General features: G+C 68.2%; 15 protein-coding genes. 7 read left to right on the top strand and 8 right to left on the bottom strand.

All coding sequences use genetic code 11. From position 1 onward, the window contains the following. Positions 1 to 23: 23 nt before the first annotated feature. From HWX62_RS01490 to HWX62_RS01470, 5 genes are all read right to left on the bottom strand, one after another. A complete protein-coding gene (locus tag HWX62_RS01490; RefSeq protein ID WP_175930769.1) occupies positions 24 to 1424 on the bottom strand; it encodes an ATP-binding protein in 1401 nt (466 codons plus the stop codon). A gap of 32 nt (positions 1425 to 1456) precedes the next feature. Further along, positions 1457 to 1996 (bottom strand): prepilin peptidase, encoded by a 540-nt coding sequence (locus HWX62_RS01485; RefSeq protein WP_175930770.1) that lies wholly within the window; start codon positions 1994 to 1996, stop codon positions 1457 to 1459. A gap of 28 nt (positions 1997 to 2024) precedes the next feature. Further along, complete coding sequence (locus tag HWX62_RS01480) at positions 2025 to 2243, bottom strand: Flp family type IVb pilin (protein ID WP_175930771.1); 219 nt, start codon at positions 2241 to 2243, stop codon at positions 2025 to 2027. 81 nt (positions 2244 to 2324) lie between these two features. Continuing rightward, positions 2325 to 2516 carry a Flp family type IVb pilin gene (locus tag HWX62_RS01475; protein ID WP_175930772.1) on the bottom strand — a complete coding sequence of 64 codons (192 nt, stop codon included), beginning with the start codon at positions 2514 to 2516 and terminating at the stop codon, positions 2325 to 2327. A gap of 141 nt (positions 2517 to 2657) precedes the next feature. Further along, positions 2658 to 2849, bottom strand: a complete 192-nt coding sequence (locus HWX62_RS01470) for a Flp family type IVb pilin (RefSeq protein ID WP_175930773.1) — start codon at positions 2847 to 2849, stop codon at positions 2658 to 2660. Between the two features lie 1052 nt (positions 2850 to 3901). On the opposite strand from HWX62_RS01470, the gene HWX62_RS01460 reads away from it, so the two are divergent. From HWX62_RS01460 to HWX62_RS01445, 4 genes are read left to right on the top strand one after another with little or no spacing between them, the layout of a single operon-like run. Continuing rightward, positions 3902 to 5140: a glycosyltransferase family 87 protein gene (locus HWX62_RS01460; RefSeq protein ID WP_175930775.1), complete on the top strand. Its 1239-nt coding sequence runs from the start codon at positions 3902 to 3904 to the stop codon at positions 5138 to 5140. Further along, positions 5137 to 6513 carry a glycosyltransferase family 87 protein gene (locus HWX62_RS01455; RefSeq protein ID WP_175930776.1) on the top strand — a complete coding sequence of 459 codons (1377 nt, stop codon included), beginning with the start codon at positions 5137 to 5139 and terminating at the stop codon, positions 6511 to 6513. Before HWX62_RS01460 ends, HWX62_RS01455 begins: the two co-directional genes overlap by 4 nt. A gap of 24 nt (positions 6514 to 6537) precedes the next feature. Then, positions 6538 to 7581 carry a glycosyltransferase family 2 protein gene (locus HWX62_RS01450; protein ID WP_175930777.1) on the top strand — a complete coding sequence of 348 codons (1044 nt, stop codon included), beginning with the start codon at positions 6538 to 6540 and terminating at the stop codon, positions 7579 to 7581. A gap of 12 nt (positions 7582 to 7593) precedes the next feature. Further along, positions 7594 to 7977, top strand: a complete 384-nt coding sequence (locus tag HWX62_RS01445) for a GtrA family protein (protein ID WP_175930778.1) — start codon at positions 7594 to 7596, stop codon at positions 7975 to 7977. Between the two features lie 81 nt (positions 7978 to 8058). Here HWX62_RS01445 and HWX62_RS01440 read toward each other — a convergent pair whose 3' ends face one another. After that, on the bottom strand, positions 8059 to 9000 hold the full coding sequence (locus HWX62_RS01440; protein WP_175930779.1) for an ABC transporter substrate-binding protein: 942 nt from the start codon (positions 8998 to 9000) through the stop codon (positions 8059 to 8061). 95 nt (positions 9001 to 9095) lie between these two features. Next, the gene (locus tag HWX62_RS01435) at positions 9096 to 10217 is read right to left on the bottom strand and encodes a TauD/TfdA family dioxygenase (RefSeq protein WP_175930780.1); all 1122 of its coding nucleotides are present in this window, start codon (positions 10215 to 10217) and stop codon (positions 9096 to 9098) included. A gap of 407 nt (positions 10218 to 10624) precedes the next feature. Between HWX62_RS01435 and HWX62_RS01430 the strand changes: the two genes are divergently transcribed. Both HWX62_RS01430 and HWX62_RS01425 read left to right on the top strand, forming a co-directional pair. Further along, entirely contained in the window at positions 10625 to 12067 is a 1443-nt protein-coding gene (locus HWX62_RS01430; protein WP_175930781.1) for an MFS transporter, read from the top strand. A gap of 53 nt (positions 12068 to 12120) precedes the next feature. After that, positions 12121 to 13389 (top strand): ATP-grasp domain-containing protein, encoded by a 1269-nt coding sequence (locus HWX62_RS01425; protein WP_175930782.1) that lies wholly within the window; start codon positions 12121 to 12123, stop codon positions 13387 to 13389. A gap of 18 nt (positions 13390 to 13407) precedes the next feature. Here the strand turns inward: HWX62_RS01425 and HWX62_RS01420 are convergent, their stop codons facing one another. After that, complete coding sequence (locus HWX62_RS01420) at positions 13408 to 14283, bottom strand: LysR substrate-binding domain-containing protein (protein WP_175930783.1); 876 nt, start codon at positions 14281 to 14283, stop codon at positions 13408 to 13410. A 164-nt stretch (positions 14284 to 14447) separates the two neighbouring features. Between HWX62_RS01420 and HWX62_RS01415 the strand changes: the two genes are divergently transcribed. After that, positions 14448 to 15392, top strand: coding sequence for a hypothetical protein (locus tag HWX62_RS01415; protein WP_175930784.1), 945 nt, complete (start codon positions 14448 to 14450; stop codon positions 15390 to 15392). The last annotated feature ends 7 nt before the right edge of the window (positions 15393 to 15399 follow it).

Here is a 15399-nt window from a genome sequence, read left to right as displayed (position 1 = left end):
CGACGAATCGTGAAAGAAACGGCTCAACCGGTGATGAACGTGCGGCCTCCGCGCTCGACGGGCGGCGGATGGCTGCCGTCCCGTTCGGGCGCCGCGCCGAAGTAACTCGCCCACGCGTCGTACAGCGCGTCGTGCGTCACCTCGGGCGGATCGCCGCGGTAACGCGCGCCGGCGGCCACGAGGCGCAACAGGTCCGCCGGAAAGCACGCGAGAAACGCCTTGCCGGTCGGCAGATGCAGCCGATGCAGCAGGAAGTCGAAGGCATCGCTCGCCGAGACGAGCCCGAGCGACGCGCAGGCCGCGTCGTACACCGCGCGGTAGTCGTCGATCGACATCGCGCCGACGTGCAGCTTCGAGCCGAGGCGGCGCATGAATGCGTCGTCGCAGAACTGCTCCGGCGCCAGGTTGCTCGAGAACACCGGCCATACGTCGAACGGCAGCACGAAGCGGTTGCCGGATTCGAGCGTCATGAAATCGACGCCGCGATCGAGCGGACGCAGCCAGCGGTTGAGCAGGTCGCGCGGCTCGACGCGCTGCCGGCCAAGATCGTCGACGACGTACATGCCCATGTTCGCCTTCATGTGCGGCGGCGCCTGGTAGAAGCCGGCCGCTTCGTCTCGACGCAGGTCGAGCTCGTCGAGCGTCAGCTCGCCGCCCGACATCACGACCGGCCGCTGGCACAGGCGCCAGCGGCGATCGACCGACTGGCCGCCGCCCGCGACTTCCGCGTCGACATGCACGAGCGGGTCGTAGACCTGGATCACTTCGCCGGCCGCGCAGATCGCGTACGGCACCGGCACGCGGCCGTGCATCAGCGCGCCGAGCCGCTCGGCGAGAAAGGTCTTGCCGCTGCCGGCCGGGCCGTAGATCAGCAGCGGCCGGCCCGCGTTCAGCGCGGCGGCCGCGGCATCGAGCACCGCCGTGTCGATCACGACGCCTTCGAACGCCGCCCACACGTCGCTCTGGCCAATGTGCAGCTTGCGCACCGAATGCGCGGCCACGCTCGCGAGATACGCATCGAGCGTCACCGGCGCGGGCCCGCTGTAGCTGCTGCGTTCCCGCTCCTCGAGCGCGAGCACGCGGCCCGCGTCGGTCAGGCGGAACGTCACGTCGAGATCGGTCGCGCCGCGATGGGTCAGCTCGACGAGATGCTCGCGCACCAGGAACGCGAAGACCTCGTCGAGCACCGCGAGCGGCAGGCAGTGCCGCTCGACCAGGTCGCCGTATGACGGGCGGCCGAGCACCAGCGTCGACTTCAGCACGAGGCCGGCGACGAACGCCATGCCGAGCCCCGTTTCGGCGAGCGAGCGCGGCGCCGACGGCAGTTGCGCGCCCAGCTTCGTATGGACCTCCCGCGACGGCGGCGGATCGGGCAGGCGTGCCACCTGCGCGTCGCGTCTCGGTTCGGTGTGGTTCGTGTTCATGATCGTTGCGTCCTCGTTGCGGACCCGCCGCGCTATGCGCACGACGCGAACAGCATGCCCAGCGTGCCGGCCGCGATCGCGACGCCGTACGGCAGCGTGCCGACCGATGCGATCTCGACAGGGCCGTCGTCGGCCTCGGCGCGCGCCGCTTGCGAGCGCCGCACGATCAGCGTGCGCACGTTCGCCCACATCTGGCGCATCCGCCCGCGCAGCAGCGCGTAGGCGATGGCGCCGACTCCGCCGGCCAGAAAAGTGGCCAGCACGATGTAAAACGTCATTTCCGCACCGACCCATGCGCCGATCGCGAGCATCAGCTTCACGTCGCCCGCCGCCATCCCGCGCAACAGGTAGAACGGCAGCAGCAGGCCGAAGCCGGTCGCGGCCCCGCCGAGCCACCCGAGCACGCCCGCCGGCACGCCGTGCAACAGGCACTGGGCAACCAGCGCGCCGGCCAGGCCGAGCAGGACGAGACGGTTCGGAATGCGACGGGTCGCGATGTCGGTGCTGGCCGCGGCGACCGCGAGCAGCGTCACGCACAACGGAACCGGGTAAGGCGGCGCAACGGGAAGCATGGCGAACCTCGCGGATCGAATCGGTGGATCAGGAAGCCATGGACAACGCCGTGATCACGGCGGTGGTCACGGCGGTCGTCACGGCCGCGGCGATCATCTCGTACGTGTCGCCGAGCGAGTCCTTCAGCGTGACGACGCTGCCCAGTACCGCGATCGCGAACATCGACGCGAGCAATGCATATTCGATCGACGTCACACCTCGTTCGTCGGCGATCCAGCGCCGTGCGACACGCGTGATGGCTTGCATGACGGCCTCCGTTTCCGGTTGATCGGATCGCCGGGGACGGCTCGAACGCTGCACCAGCCGAGCCGTCCGCGGCACGCTCCATCAGATGGCTGCGACGGCCGAATCGAGGTCGTCGGCGATCGTGGCGAACACGGTCTTGAGGTCCTTGCCGACCGTCGTCAGCGCGCCGATGATGCCGATGGCGATCAGGGCGGCGATCAAGCCGTATTCGATGGCCGTCACGCCGTCTTCGTCGCGGACGAAACGGCTGACGTGTTGAATGAGCTTGGACATGATGATCTCCTTGCGTAGTCACTTTCAAGGCCCTCGCGTGCCGGCAGGATCGAATGATCCGGCATCGATACGTCGAGGCATGTTGTTGATGCCGTGTGGTGCCGGCGAACAATTCGGAAGAGCCGTTCGCCGTACCGATCGTCAAATGGCTGCCACGATCGAATCCAGATCGTCGGCAACCGTGTTGAAGACGGTTTTCAGATCCGTACCGACCGTCGTCAGCGCGGCGACGATGCCGATCGCGATCAGTGCGGCGATCAGGCCGTATTCAATGGCCGTCACACCGTCCTGATCGTCGGCGAACCAGGCGATCTTTTCGATGATTCTCGACATGAGCACTCTCCTTTCGGACTTCTATGAAATACCCTTCGTCGGTCAGGACGTCGGGGGCTGGCACCACCGGCACTACTCTGGAAATCGGAAGCCGACGATCAGTCGCGGAAACGGGGCGGACCGCCCCTGTCCGTGCGAACGGGTATCGGCGAGACGGAGCACGAGAGACGCGTGTACGGTTCGACCGGCCGGATGAACCGCGCAGGTCGAGCGAGCGGAACGGCACGACGGCCGTTCGATGCATGGAATTCGATTGAACGAGAGATGAACTCCCGGCAAAGCTGCAATGTGTCTTTAACGCGGCTTGCGAACCGCGATGCGCTGTGGTCTTTCATTTTTATTCCCCATGTACTGCCATGCCGATTTCTTATTGCCCTGAAGCAACCGGGTCTCTCGGGTCGCTCGACGACGGTTCCCGCAGGTGACCGAACTGGAGCGGCGTGTTCCCCGACGCGCTCCGGCCTGTCTTTTCCGCAGGTGATTCGCGAGCCGGTTCCGCTGCTTTCCGCCTGAACCGTCCGGTCGTCACATCGTCGACTGCCGTGCCAACGCTTACGCAAAGAGCGGACCATCCCGGGCGGAATCGAGGCGCACCAAGGGTTTGGGCACCCCGGCCGGCCGCCCGCCAAACGCCCGCCGGCCGAAATGTTTCAACTTTGATATATGCGGTTTCGGCGTGCGCAGTCGGCATGAACCCCCGTCGTCGCGCTGCACAAAGGGCGTAAAAAATTTTCTCGGGATTTTCCCGAACGCGGCGAGCCGCTCGTGCGGCTCGGGTCCGGCGGCATGCACGGCCGGTAAAAATCGCGGAATGTTTCAAGCCGGAAACACGCATTCCGGCGGCAGCGTTTTCTCATACCAGAAAAGGCGGTTTTCATCCGGATCGCTGAACACATTCAATGTCGGTCGGCCGTGCGCGGTTTGCATCCCGCGATTTTTTCTTCAACAATGAATTCACCGGACAACGCCATTTCAGAGCGATCGATCCGCAGGGGCACGACAACATCAAACGGCCGCGACAGACCACGCGGTCACACGACAGACGGGGCATCATGTACACAGCCAATCGTGGAACGCGCGATCGCGCAATACGCTGTGCTCAATGGCTGACGGCCGACCGGATCATTCCGTACAGCTGCATCATGCTGATGCTCTTCGTTGCGCTGGTGATCGTCTGGGGCGTCGTGACCGACGGCTTCACGTCGAACGCCACCGTCCGCCCCGGCACCGACTTCTCGGTCTTCTGGACCGCATCGCATCTCGTGTTGCAAGGCCATGCCGCATCGGCCTACGACCCTTCGTCATTCGCGCAGGCCGAGTTCGCGCACTTCGGTGCGTCGCTGCAAAGCCGGCCGCTTCCCTGGCTCTATCCGCCGACGATGCTGCTGTTCGTCGCGCCGGTTGCCCTCGTGCCTTTCCTGCCCGCTTACTTCCTCTTTTTCGCGGGCAGTCTTTTATGCTACGCGTTCGCCGTCTTGCGCTTGTCGGGACTGCGCGCGCATCTTCCCGTGCCGCGGGCGGCGGCGCTCGTCGTCGCCGCGTATTCGGCGGCGTGCGTGTCCGCGCTGTTCGGCCAGAACAGCATCCTGACCGCCGGCCTCGCCGCGCTCGCGCTGCATCTGCTCGGCAAGCGCCCGGTCGTGGCGGGCGTGCTGATCGGACTGCTCGCGATCAAGCCGCAACTCGCCGTCGTGTTCCCGTTCGTGCTGATCGCGACGCGTGCGTGGCGCGCCTTCGCGGCGGCGGCGATCAGCGCGACGCTGTTCGCGGCGGCCGGCGTCGTGCTGGCCGGCCCCGCCGCGCTGCACGGGTTGAGCCATGCGATGTCGACGGTACGCGCGCAGCATTTCATGCTCGCGTCGTACTGGCTCGCGTCGCCGACGCCGTTCGCCGCACTGCGGCTCGCGGGCGCATCGGTCGCGGCCGCGCTGGCCGCGCAGGCGGCGGTCGCGCTGCTCGCGATCGCCGCGGCCGTCAGCGTGTGGCGCCGCACGCACGACATGCGCCTGCGCGGCGCGGTGCTGGCTGTCGCCACGCTACTGACGACGCCTTATCTGTGGCATTACGAACTCACCTGGCTCGGCATCGCGCTCTTCTGTCTGATCGCGCACGGTCTCGACGAAGGCTGGCTGCCCGGCGACCAGGGCATCCTCGTGATCGCGTGGCTGCTGCCGGTCTTCGAGATGTTCAACCGGTTGATGAAGCTGCCGCAAATCGGGCCGGTCGTGTTGCTCGCGGTGCTGTTGATCGTGCTGCGTCGCACGGCACTGGCGACACGAGGCAAGCAATGAAAGCGCCCTCGTTCGCCCGCCCTGCGCATTCCGCCATCGACGTGCATCCGGAACTGCCGATCGCGGGCCCGCGCCGCCGTCCGCACTGGCTCAATCGCGACCGCGTGCGCCTGTATGCGGCCGCCGCGCTGCTGACGGAGCTGCTGTTCATCGGCATCTACCTGGTCCGCATGATCGTGTCGAACCACGCACCGGAACCGCTGTCACCGGATTTCTCGCCGATCTGGAGCGCCGCGTGGCTCGCCGCGCACGGGCACGGTGCCGACGCGTGGCATTACGCCGCGCTGGTCGCGGCGCAGAAGTCGGCGACACCGACGATGACGCTCGCGGGCGGTACGCAACCGTGGCTCTATCCGCCGACGATGCTGCTGTTCGTGCTGCCGCTCGGCTGGCTGCCGTACACGCTGGCGCTCGTGCTGTGGCTCGGCATCGCGATCGCACTGTTCGCGGCGGCGATGCGCGCGACCGTGCAGCGCGACGCCGCGTCGCTGTGCGCGCTCGCGTTCCCCGGTGCATTCCTCACGCTGATCGTCGGGCAGACGAGTCTCTTCACTGCGACGCTCGCCGCCGCCGGCCTGCTCACGCTGAACCGCCGCCCCGTCTGCGCGGGAATCTGTTTCGGGCTGCTGACGACGAAGCCGCAGATCGCGGTGCTGTTCCCGCTCGCGTTGCTATGTGCCGGTCAATGGCGCGCACTGACCGCCTGGGCCGCGACGATCGCCGTGAGCGCCGTGCTCGCGACGCTCGCGTTCGGCGTCGGCCCGTGGATCGCGTTCACGCACGTGATCGCCGACGTCTATGCGACCATGGGCGCCGGCCGTGCACAGCTCGCGCGCATGCCGACCGCGTTCGCGCTCGCGACGATGGCCGGCTGGCCCGCACTCGTCGCGCGCGGCCTTCAGCTGCTGTCGGCGGCGAGCGCCGCGATCGCCGTCGTCTACGCCTGGCGCGGCGCGTGTTCGTACGCGTTGCGCGCCGCGACCCTCGCCTGCGCATGCCTGCTCGTCAGCCCCTATCTGTACGACTACGACCTGACGTGGTACGGCATCGTGATCGCGTGGTACGCACGCTATGCGTGGACGCGCGGCTGGCGCCGCTTCGATCGCGAATGGCTGTTGCTGATGTGGCTCACGCCGCTCGCGGGCCTCGCGGTCGTGCCGCACCTGTCGTTCCAGTTCATGCCGCTCGTGACGCTCGCGTCGCTTGCGCTGCTCGTCAGCCGGATCGCCCGGGAACGACGCGACGTGCCGTCGATGCCCGACGCGCGCGACGCGTCGACCGAGACCGGGTTCGCGCACCCGGTCCGAACGCACCACCGCCCGGCGCACGGCATGCGCCGCACCGGCCGCCCGACGCTCGGCGCCGGCCGGTAAAGCGACAACACAAGGGGAATCATCATGCGGGAATCCATCTACACGCCGCTCGTCTCGCTGGTCGTGCCGTTCTACAACGAAGGCGAAGCCGTCGAACACTTCTTCGACGTCGTGATTCCGTTGCTGACCTCGATCGACGCGATCCGCTTCGAGATCGTCTGCGTGAACGACGGCAGCCGCGACGACACGCTGGAACGCCTGGTCCGGATCGGCGCTGCCGAACCGCGCGTGCGCGTCATCGATCTCACCCGCAACTTCGGCAAGGAGGCCGCGCTGACGGCCGGCCTCGACGAAGCGGCCGGCGATGCGGTGATCCCGCTCGACGCCGACCTGCAGGACCCGCCGAGCCTGATTCCGGTGCTGATCGAACACTGGCGCGACGGTGCGGAAGTGGTCGCGGCGAAACGCAGCAACCGCGCATGCGATTCGTTCGCGAAGCGCACGGCCGCCGCGATCTACTATCGCGTGCACAACCTGCTGTCGGACGTGAAGCTGCCGGAGAACGTCGGCGATTTCCGGCTGATGGACCGCAAGGTCGTGAATGCGCTGCGCAATCTGCCCGAGCGGCATCGCTTCATGAAGGGGCTGTTCGCGTGGGTCGGCTACAAGACCGTGATCGTCGAGTACCAGCGCGATCCGCGCAGCGCCGGGCACTCGAAATTCTCCGGCTGGAAGCTGTGGAATTTCGCGCTGGAAGGCATCACCAGCTTCAGCACCGTGCCGCTGCGCAGCTGGACCTACATCGGCCTCGGCATCGCGGCGCTCGCGTTCCTGTACGGCGCGTTCATCGTCCTGCGCACGCTGCTGTTCGGCAATCCGGTGCTCGGCTACGCGTCGCTGATCTCGGTCACGCTGTTCATCGGCGGCATCGAGCTGATCGGGATCGGCGTCGTCGGCGAATACGTAGGGCGAATCTACGACGAATCGAAGCAACGGCCCGTCTACCTGATCCGTCGCCGCTACCAGGCGCACGGCAAGGTGATCGAACTGCCGGTCGCGCGCGATGCGCGCCGCCAGCCCGCCCGCCGCCGCGCGCAGCCGGTCCGCGCGCGCATCGGCGCACGCTGACGTCCGGTCGAAATGATCGCGCTGCTCCAGGCCGAGCGTACGCGGCTCGTGCGCTTCGGCGTGTCCGGGCTCGGCTCGACCGCGATCCACACGCTGGTCGCGGCGGCGCTGTTCGCGCTGGTCGATGCGACGCCGGTAACCGCGAATGCCGTCGCATTCCTCTGCGCCACCGCGTTCTCGTATCTGGCGAATACGCTGTGGAGCTTCTCGTCGACGGTACGCACCCGCAACGCGATGCGCTTTCTCGCGGTCACGCTCGTCGGCTTCGTCGAAACGATGCTGCTTGCGCGCGCCGCCGAGGCGCTCGGTGCGTCGCGCGCGATGGGCGTCGTCGCGATCGCGCTGCTGATCCCGCCGACGACGTTCGTGCTGCACCGGCTCTGGACGTATCGGTAAGCGTCCCTTTCCGTCCCCGCCGAAGATCGATGCCGCCGTGTTCATGCAACGCATCGACGCGATCGATCTCGCGTGCCGTACTCACGTGCGCGGCAGCCCCGGCGGATTGGTCTGCGACCGGTCGATCGCCTCGGCCTCCAGCCGCCAGTGATCGAGCGCCTTCCGGTAGCTGCCGTTCGCGATCAGCGCATTGATCGCGAGCGTCAGCGGCTCGGCGAGGCCGCTGCCCTTGCGCGTCGTGATCGCGATATCCGCGGTGCGCGGCCAGCCGCCGCTGACGGTGCCGATCAGCTTCGCATCGCCGCGCAGCGACGCCTGGTACGCGAGCATCGAATTCACGCTGAAGATCGTGTCGACGCGGCCCGACTGCAGCGCAACCCAGCGCTCGGCCGCATCCGCGTAATACTGGATCTCGACCGGCGCGAGGCCGCGCGCGACGTTCTGCCGGTTCCATTCGAGCAGGATCTTTTCCTGGTTCGTGCCCGAATCGGTCACGACGCGCAGCCCGGCGACATCCTTCGGCTCGCGGATCGCGGCGAGCTTGCTGTTGGTCTTCACGTAAAAGCCGAGCTGGTCCTTCCGGTAGGTCGAGAAGTCGAACTTCTCCTTGCGCTGCTCGGTCACCGTCACGTTCGAGATCACCGCATCGACCTTGCCCGACTGCAGCGCGAGCGGCCAGTCGGCCCATGCGAGCGGCACGATCTTCAGCTTGCGGCCGATGCTGTCCGCGATCAGTTGCGCGAGATCGGGATCGAAGCCGACCACCGTGCGCGCGTCGGTCGCATAGGTGCTGAGCGGCGGCAGGTTCGGCGCGATGCCGATCGTCAGCGTGTTCGCTTCGGCAAACCGGAAGCCGGCCGGCAACGCCTGCTCGACCGCCGGGTTCACGGTGCCGCGCTGCCGGGCCGGCTGCTCGGGGCTCAGGTCGAACGATGCGGCGTGCGCGGCGACGGCGCTCCCGGCGATCAGCCAGGCGGCCAGCAAGCTGGCCATGCGGGCGGCGGGAAAGGCGGTTCTTCTCATGTCTTGTGGAATCCTGTCTTTGTTCGAGGATGCTTGAAGCGGGCACGGGCGGCGGCCGGCAGCGTTCGGCGCCGGCCGCCGCCCCGCCGGGGCGATCACGCAGGCGTCGCTTCGAGATCGACCGCCGCCGCACGCTGCGGCGCCGGTTGCACGGCATGCGACGGATGCCTCGCCTGCGCCGACTCGCCCGCATACAGCGCCTTCGGATCGAACACGCGCGCCTGCAGCGGCGTGAACGCACGGAAATTCCACAGGCTGCGCGCGACGAACACGCGCTGTACCCAGCGGAACGCGCGGTCGTTTTCGTCGTACTGCGGATCGAAGCGGTCGCGCGAATGCAGCGTGAAGTGGTTGTTGATCAGCACCAGCTTGCCCGGCGACACCTGCACGCCGAACGACACCTCGCGCACCGCGCGATACAGGTTAGCCAAGGCTTCCTGCGCGCGCGTGTTGACCGCCAGCACCATGTCCGGATAGAACGCGACCGTCACGCGCGGCGCGTCGAGCGGGCCCGACAGCACGGCGCTCAGGTCGGTGTTGTCGCGCGGCGTCGGCGCCGCGCCGCGCCACCGGTACGGCACGCGAATGATGTAGTGCTCGCCGTAGAGTTGCGCAATGTCCTCTGGCGACAGCAGTTGCAGCGCGCGGCGCGCATCGGCGAGCCGTGTGTACGGGCCGCCGCCGGCCTCGCTGCGCACGCCGAGCAGCAGCAGCGCGAACGGCGACGTGTCGCCTTCCGGCATGTGCGCCTGCGCGGCGTTCTCGATATGGAAGTCGAGCTCGACCTCGGAGCCGAGGCCCGTATAGTCGCGCGCGGTCGCCTTGTGCGGCGTCAGGTTGTTCACCAGCTCGCGGCCCTCGTGCGCGATCGAGTACGGTTCGCCGGCCAGCGTGCTCAGCGCAACCAGCACGTTCTCGCTCAGCACGCCGGCCTTGAACGAGCGGCCGGTTTCCTCGAACCGCGGGCTGCCGTTCACGTCGCCGTCGATCGGCAGGTTGTCGATCTCGATCGAGCCGTGCGCGTCCGCGGTCGGCGCCTTCGCCCGGTCGAATGCGTCGACGATCCGGTCGGGAAACGCGTTGTAGGCCAGCTTGCGGACTGCGCTGATGTAGCCTGCGCCGCCGGCCGGGTCGTAATCCAGCGCGCCGAGCGTCTTGCGGATATGAGCGGATTCCGCTGCCGTCAAAGCGATGCGTGCATCTGCGAGATAGGTCATAGGTCTCTCGTATAAAAATCCGGTTCGAAGAGCGGCGTGGCATCGCCGCCGCGCGCCGCCGTCCTCGGGGCGAAGCGCTCGACAAGACTAGGAGACCGTCATTGCATTGCGAAATGATATTAATTCGATTGCAAACGAAAATTATCGATATATGTTCAGCAATGCGGAAGGAACCGGTTCACGTCCCTTGCACCGCCCTTTAACACGAATACTTGTTAAAAAATCGCTGCTTATTATTTGTATTCGCCAACGGGTCGATGCTAGTTTTCTGTCGGATTCGACGATGCGGCCGGCTGCCCGACGGGCAGCCGGCTTCCTTCATCCGCCATACGGGAACCCGCCAGAATGCATCGATACCGCCTGCCGCACCGCACGTCCTGCACGTCCCGCACGCACCGGAAGCCGCGATGAGCGATCGCGCCCCGGCCCTCGACCGCGTCGACCGTGCACCGACCGCCACCGCGGAATCGCCCCGCACGTCGCTGCGCGCCCTCTTCCCAACCGTCGCGGCCGCGAGCCTCGGCTTCGCGATCGTCCAGCTCGACGTGACCGTCGTCAACGTCGCGATCCCGAGCCTCGGTCACGCGTTCGGATCGAGCGTCCACGGGCTGCAATGGATCGTCGATGCGTACACGCTGTCGTTCGCCGCGCTGCTGCTGACGTCGGGCACGCTGGCCGACCGCTTCGGCAGCCGCCGGCTGTTTGCATACGGTCTTGCGCTGTTCCTGTTCGCGTCGCTCGGCTGCGCGCTCGCACCGTCGCTGGCGGCACTGATCGTCGCGCGGGTCGCGCAAGGCGTCGGCGCCGCGATGATCCTGCCCACGTCGCTCGCGCTCATCACGCATGCCTGCGCCGACGATACCGCCGCGCGCGTGAAGGCCGTCGCGTGGTGGAGCGCGACGGGCGGCGCGATCAGCGCGGCCGGGCCGACGCTCGGCGGCCTGCTGATCGATTCGCTCGGCTGGCGCGCGATCTTCTTCATCAACCTGCCGATCTGTGCGCTCGGGCTCTGGCTCACGCTGCGCCACGTGCGGGATTCGGCCGCCGCGCGCACGCGGCTGTTCGATCCGGCCGGCCAGATCGTCGCGGTGCTCGTGCTCGGTCTGCTGACGGGCGCGATCATCCGGGCCGGCGCGCACGGACTGGATGACCCGTATGCGGCCGGCGCGCTGATCGCGTCGGTCTTACTCGGCGCGTCGTTCGTCGCGATCGAGCGGCGCGTGCCCGCGCCGATGCTGCAGCTCGCGTTCTTCCGGATCGCGCGCGTGCCGGGGGTGCTCGCGATCGGCGCGGTCACGAATGCGGCGTTCTACGGGCTGATCTTCTCGCTCAGCGTCTATTTCCAGAATGCGCGCGGCTTCACGGCGACCGAATCGGGGCTCGCGCTCGCGCCGCTCACGATCATCATGCTCGCCAACATCGCGAGCGCACGGCTCGCGGTTCGCTACGGATTCCGCGCGACCGTCATCGTCGGCCTTGCCGTGTCGCTCGCCGGCTACGCGTGGCTGTGGCAGACGCTCGCCGCGCACACGCCGTACGTGCTGCTCGCGCCCGGGCTCGCGGCGATGGCGATCGGCGGCGGGATCGCGATTCCCGCGCTGACGTCGACGATGCTCGGCAGCGTCGAGGCCGGCCGCTCGGCCACCGCGTCCGCGATCCTCAATACCGCGCGCCAGGTCGGTGCCGCGATCGGCGTCGCGGCACTCGGCGCGCTGGTCGCCGGCGAGGGCGCGGCAATCGTGGCCGGCGCGGCGCGCGCGTTCGCCGTCGCGGCCGCGCTCGTCGCGATCTGTATCGCGCTGGCCGCGCGCTGGCCTCGCGACACACCTGCTACCGGCACGCGGGCCTGAGCACGCTGCCCCCTGACATCCTTCAACCGATCCCCCATCCGAGCGAGGAATCCATGCCGCATCGCTTCATCGATACCGTCCTGATCGTCGACGGCGCGTCGACCGCCGCCTACCTGGCCCCCGCGTTTCGCGCATACGGCATCCGTTGCGCGCATGTGATCAGCGATCCCGATCTGCCGGACATCTACCGGAACCAGTTCGTGCCGTCCGACTACATCCGCCAGGTCCAGCATCGCGGCGACATCGACGCGACGCTCGCGCAGCTGAGCGACCTGCGGATCGGCGCGGTGCTGCACGGCCTCGACGCGGCGCTCGAGCTGGCCGACACGCTGGCCGAACGGCTCGACGTGCCGTTTCGCAATCCGCTCGCGACCTCCGCCGCGCGCCGCGACAAGTTCGCGATGAACGAACGCATTCGCCAGGCCGGGCTGCGCGCGCCGGCGCACTTCCACAGCACGTCGGTCGATGAAACGCTCGATTGGGCGCGCGCGCAGGGCACGCTGCCGCTCGTCGTGAAGCCGGCGCGCAGCGCGGGTGTGGCCGGCGTGAAGATCTGCCGGACGCTCGCGCAGGTCGAGGCCGCCGCGCGCGACGTGTTGGCCACCCGGTCGCTGTACAACCAGCCGAACGACGACATCGTGATCCAGCACTATTCCGAGGGGCAGGAATACATCGTCGATTCGGTGTCGTTCGAGGGCCGCCATCGCGTGGTCAGCCTGTGGGAAGTGCATCGCGATCGCACGCACGCGCCGCGGCTCGACAAGATGCTGGTGCTGAACCATGCCGACCCGCGCTACGCACCGCTGCTCGACTACGCGGCCGACGTGCTCGACGCGCTGGACGTGCGTTTCGGGCCGACCCATCTGGAGCTGTTCGATACGGCCGACGGCCCGACGATCGTCGAGCTGAACGCCCGGCTGCACGGCAGTCTCGATCCGCGGCTGACGAGCGCGGTCAGCGGCGAGAATCACGTGTCGGCCACGGTCGAAGCGGTGCTGCATCCGGAGCGCCTGTTCGGCGACGTCACCGCGCCGACGGATTTCCGCGGATACTGCGGGCACGTGCTGCTGCTGTCATCGCGCAACGGCGTGCTGCGGCAGGATTTCACGTGGCAGGCGATCGAGGCGCTGCCGTCGTTCGTCGGCCTCAAGCAGTGGATCAAGGTCGGCGACACGCTGCGCGTGACCACCGACTTGCAGACGGCGCTCGGCACGGTCGGCCTGTACAGCCCGACGTTCGAGCGGCTGCTCGAGGATTGCCGGCGGATTCGCGAAATCGAGGCCGATTTCTTCGCGGATGAACGTGCGGTCGCGCCGGCATAGGGCCGCCGCGTACTCGTGTCAGCGCGCGAGCAGCGCCCCCGCCTGCCGGCCGAGCACCGCGCGCAACGCGTCGAGTTCGGGCAAGGCCGGCGCTTCGTCGGGCGTGACGAGGTAGGTCGTCACGCTGTCGAGATCGTCGAACGCATGCGTGCGCAGCTCCTTGCGCGCCACGTGTTCGACCGTGATCCGCTTCGGCAGGATCGCGACGCCCATTCCGGCCGCCACGCAGCCGAGGATCGCGCCGAACGTGCCGAACGACGACACCGATTCGATCGCGACGCCGCGCGCCTTCAGCCAGTGCTCCGCGACCGCGCGATACGGGCAGCCGTCGTGAAACGCGAGCAGGCGCACCGTGTTGTCGGCCAGCAGTTGCCGGCGCGTGACGGTCGCCGCGCTCACCAGCACCATGTCTTCCGCGAACGCGGGCTCGTAACGCAGCCCGGGCCTCACGACCGCGCGTGCGGTGAGCGCCGCGTCGATCCGGCCGCGCAGCAGCGCGTCGGCCAGATCCGGCTCGCTGCCGATCTGTACCACGAGGCCGAGCGCCGGATCGCGCTCTTTCAGCGCGGCGGCCAGCGCCGGCAGCCGCGTGGCGGCCGTGCTCTCCATCGATCCCAGCCGGAAGCTGCGGGCCACCGGCGTGTCGCGCACCACCTGCGTCGCTTCGTCGACGAGACGCAGGATGCGGTCGCAATACGGCATCAGCCGACGCCCGGCATCGTTCAGCACCAGCCGCTTGCCGTGCCGGTCGAACAGCGGCGCGTCGAGCGATTCCTCGAGCTGACGCAGCCGCGCCGTGACGTTCGATTGCGTGCAGCCGAGCCGTTCGGCCGCGCGCAACGCGCTGCCTTCCTGCACGACGGCCCGGAACGTTTCGAGCAAAGGGATGTTCATATCATTTTCTCTCGTTACCGATTCAGTTTATATCATTTTACTTCGCTCATCATCCGGATTAGCCTAGCGCGTATTCCGTGCTGCCGCCCCGTCCAAGGAATCCGCATGCCGTCCGCCGCCTGTTTCGACTTCACTCCCGCTCGTCGCCAGCCTGAGGTGCGCCCGTGCGAGCACTGATCGCCGCGCTCGTGCGGCGGGGCCCGACCGTGCTCGCGTGCGGCGTCGGCCTCGGGCTGCTGGTGCCGCCGCTCGCGGACGTCGCGCGGCCGCTGATGCCCGTTACCGTGTTCCTGTTCGTGCTCGGCACGCTGCTGCGCGTCGAGCCGAGCGCCGTGCGCGCGGTGGCGCGGCGGCCCGCCGTGTCGCTGCTGCTGCCCGCGATGACGATGATCGCGTGCCCGGTCGCGCTCGGCATCGCCGCGCGGCTCGCCGGCCTGCCGTACGACTGGGTCGTCGCACTGGTGATCGCGTACTGCGCGCCGCCGTCGAGCGGCACGTCGACGATCGCGCGGATGCTGTCGCTCGACGCCAGTGTCGCGCTCGTCGCGACCCTCGCATCGATGGTGTTCGTGCCGCTGACCGCACCGCTGCTGACCGCGTGGTTCAGCCACGACGCGGCGGTGTCGATCTCGCCGTCGAGCCTCGCGCTGCGGCTCGCGCTGCTGATCGGCAGCGCGGAGGGTGTCGCGCTGCTCGTGCGGCGCTTTGCCGGCGCACGGCTCGCGCGCCATGCAACGCCGATCGACGCGATCGTCGTCGTCGCGCTGCTGATATTCGCGCTCGGCACGATGGCCGGCATGCAGCAGTCGATCGTCGACGCCCCGCACCGTGCGTTGACCGCAATCGCGCTCGCGTTCGCCGTCAACGCGGGCTTCCAGATCGTCGCGTACGGGCTCACGCCCGGCGACGTCCGCACGCGCCTGAACGTCGCGCTGATCGTCGCCAATCGCAACGTCGGGCTGATGTGGGCCGCGCTCGGGCTGGCCGCGACGCCGACCATGGCGCTCGTATTCGCATGCGCGCAGTTGCCGATCTACACGCTGCCGCGCGTCGTCCAGCATCTGCTGCCGCGCCTCGAAGCCCAGCGCCTGCGCAGGCGCGCACGCTAGCCGGCTT

Origin of the sequence: Burkholderia sp. BCC0506, assembly GCF_902833145.1 — a bacterium.
Taxonomy (GTDB): Bacteria; Pseudomonadota; Gammaproteobacteria; order Burkholderiales; family Burkholderiaceae; genus Burkholderia.
The sequence above is the reverse complement of the archived record's forward strand: the minus strand, read 5'-3'. Positions and strand labels throughout refer to the sequence as shown.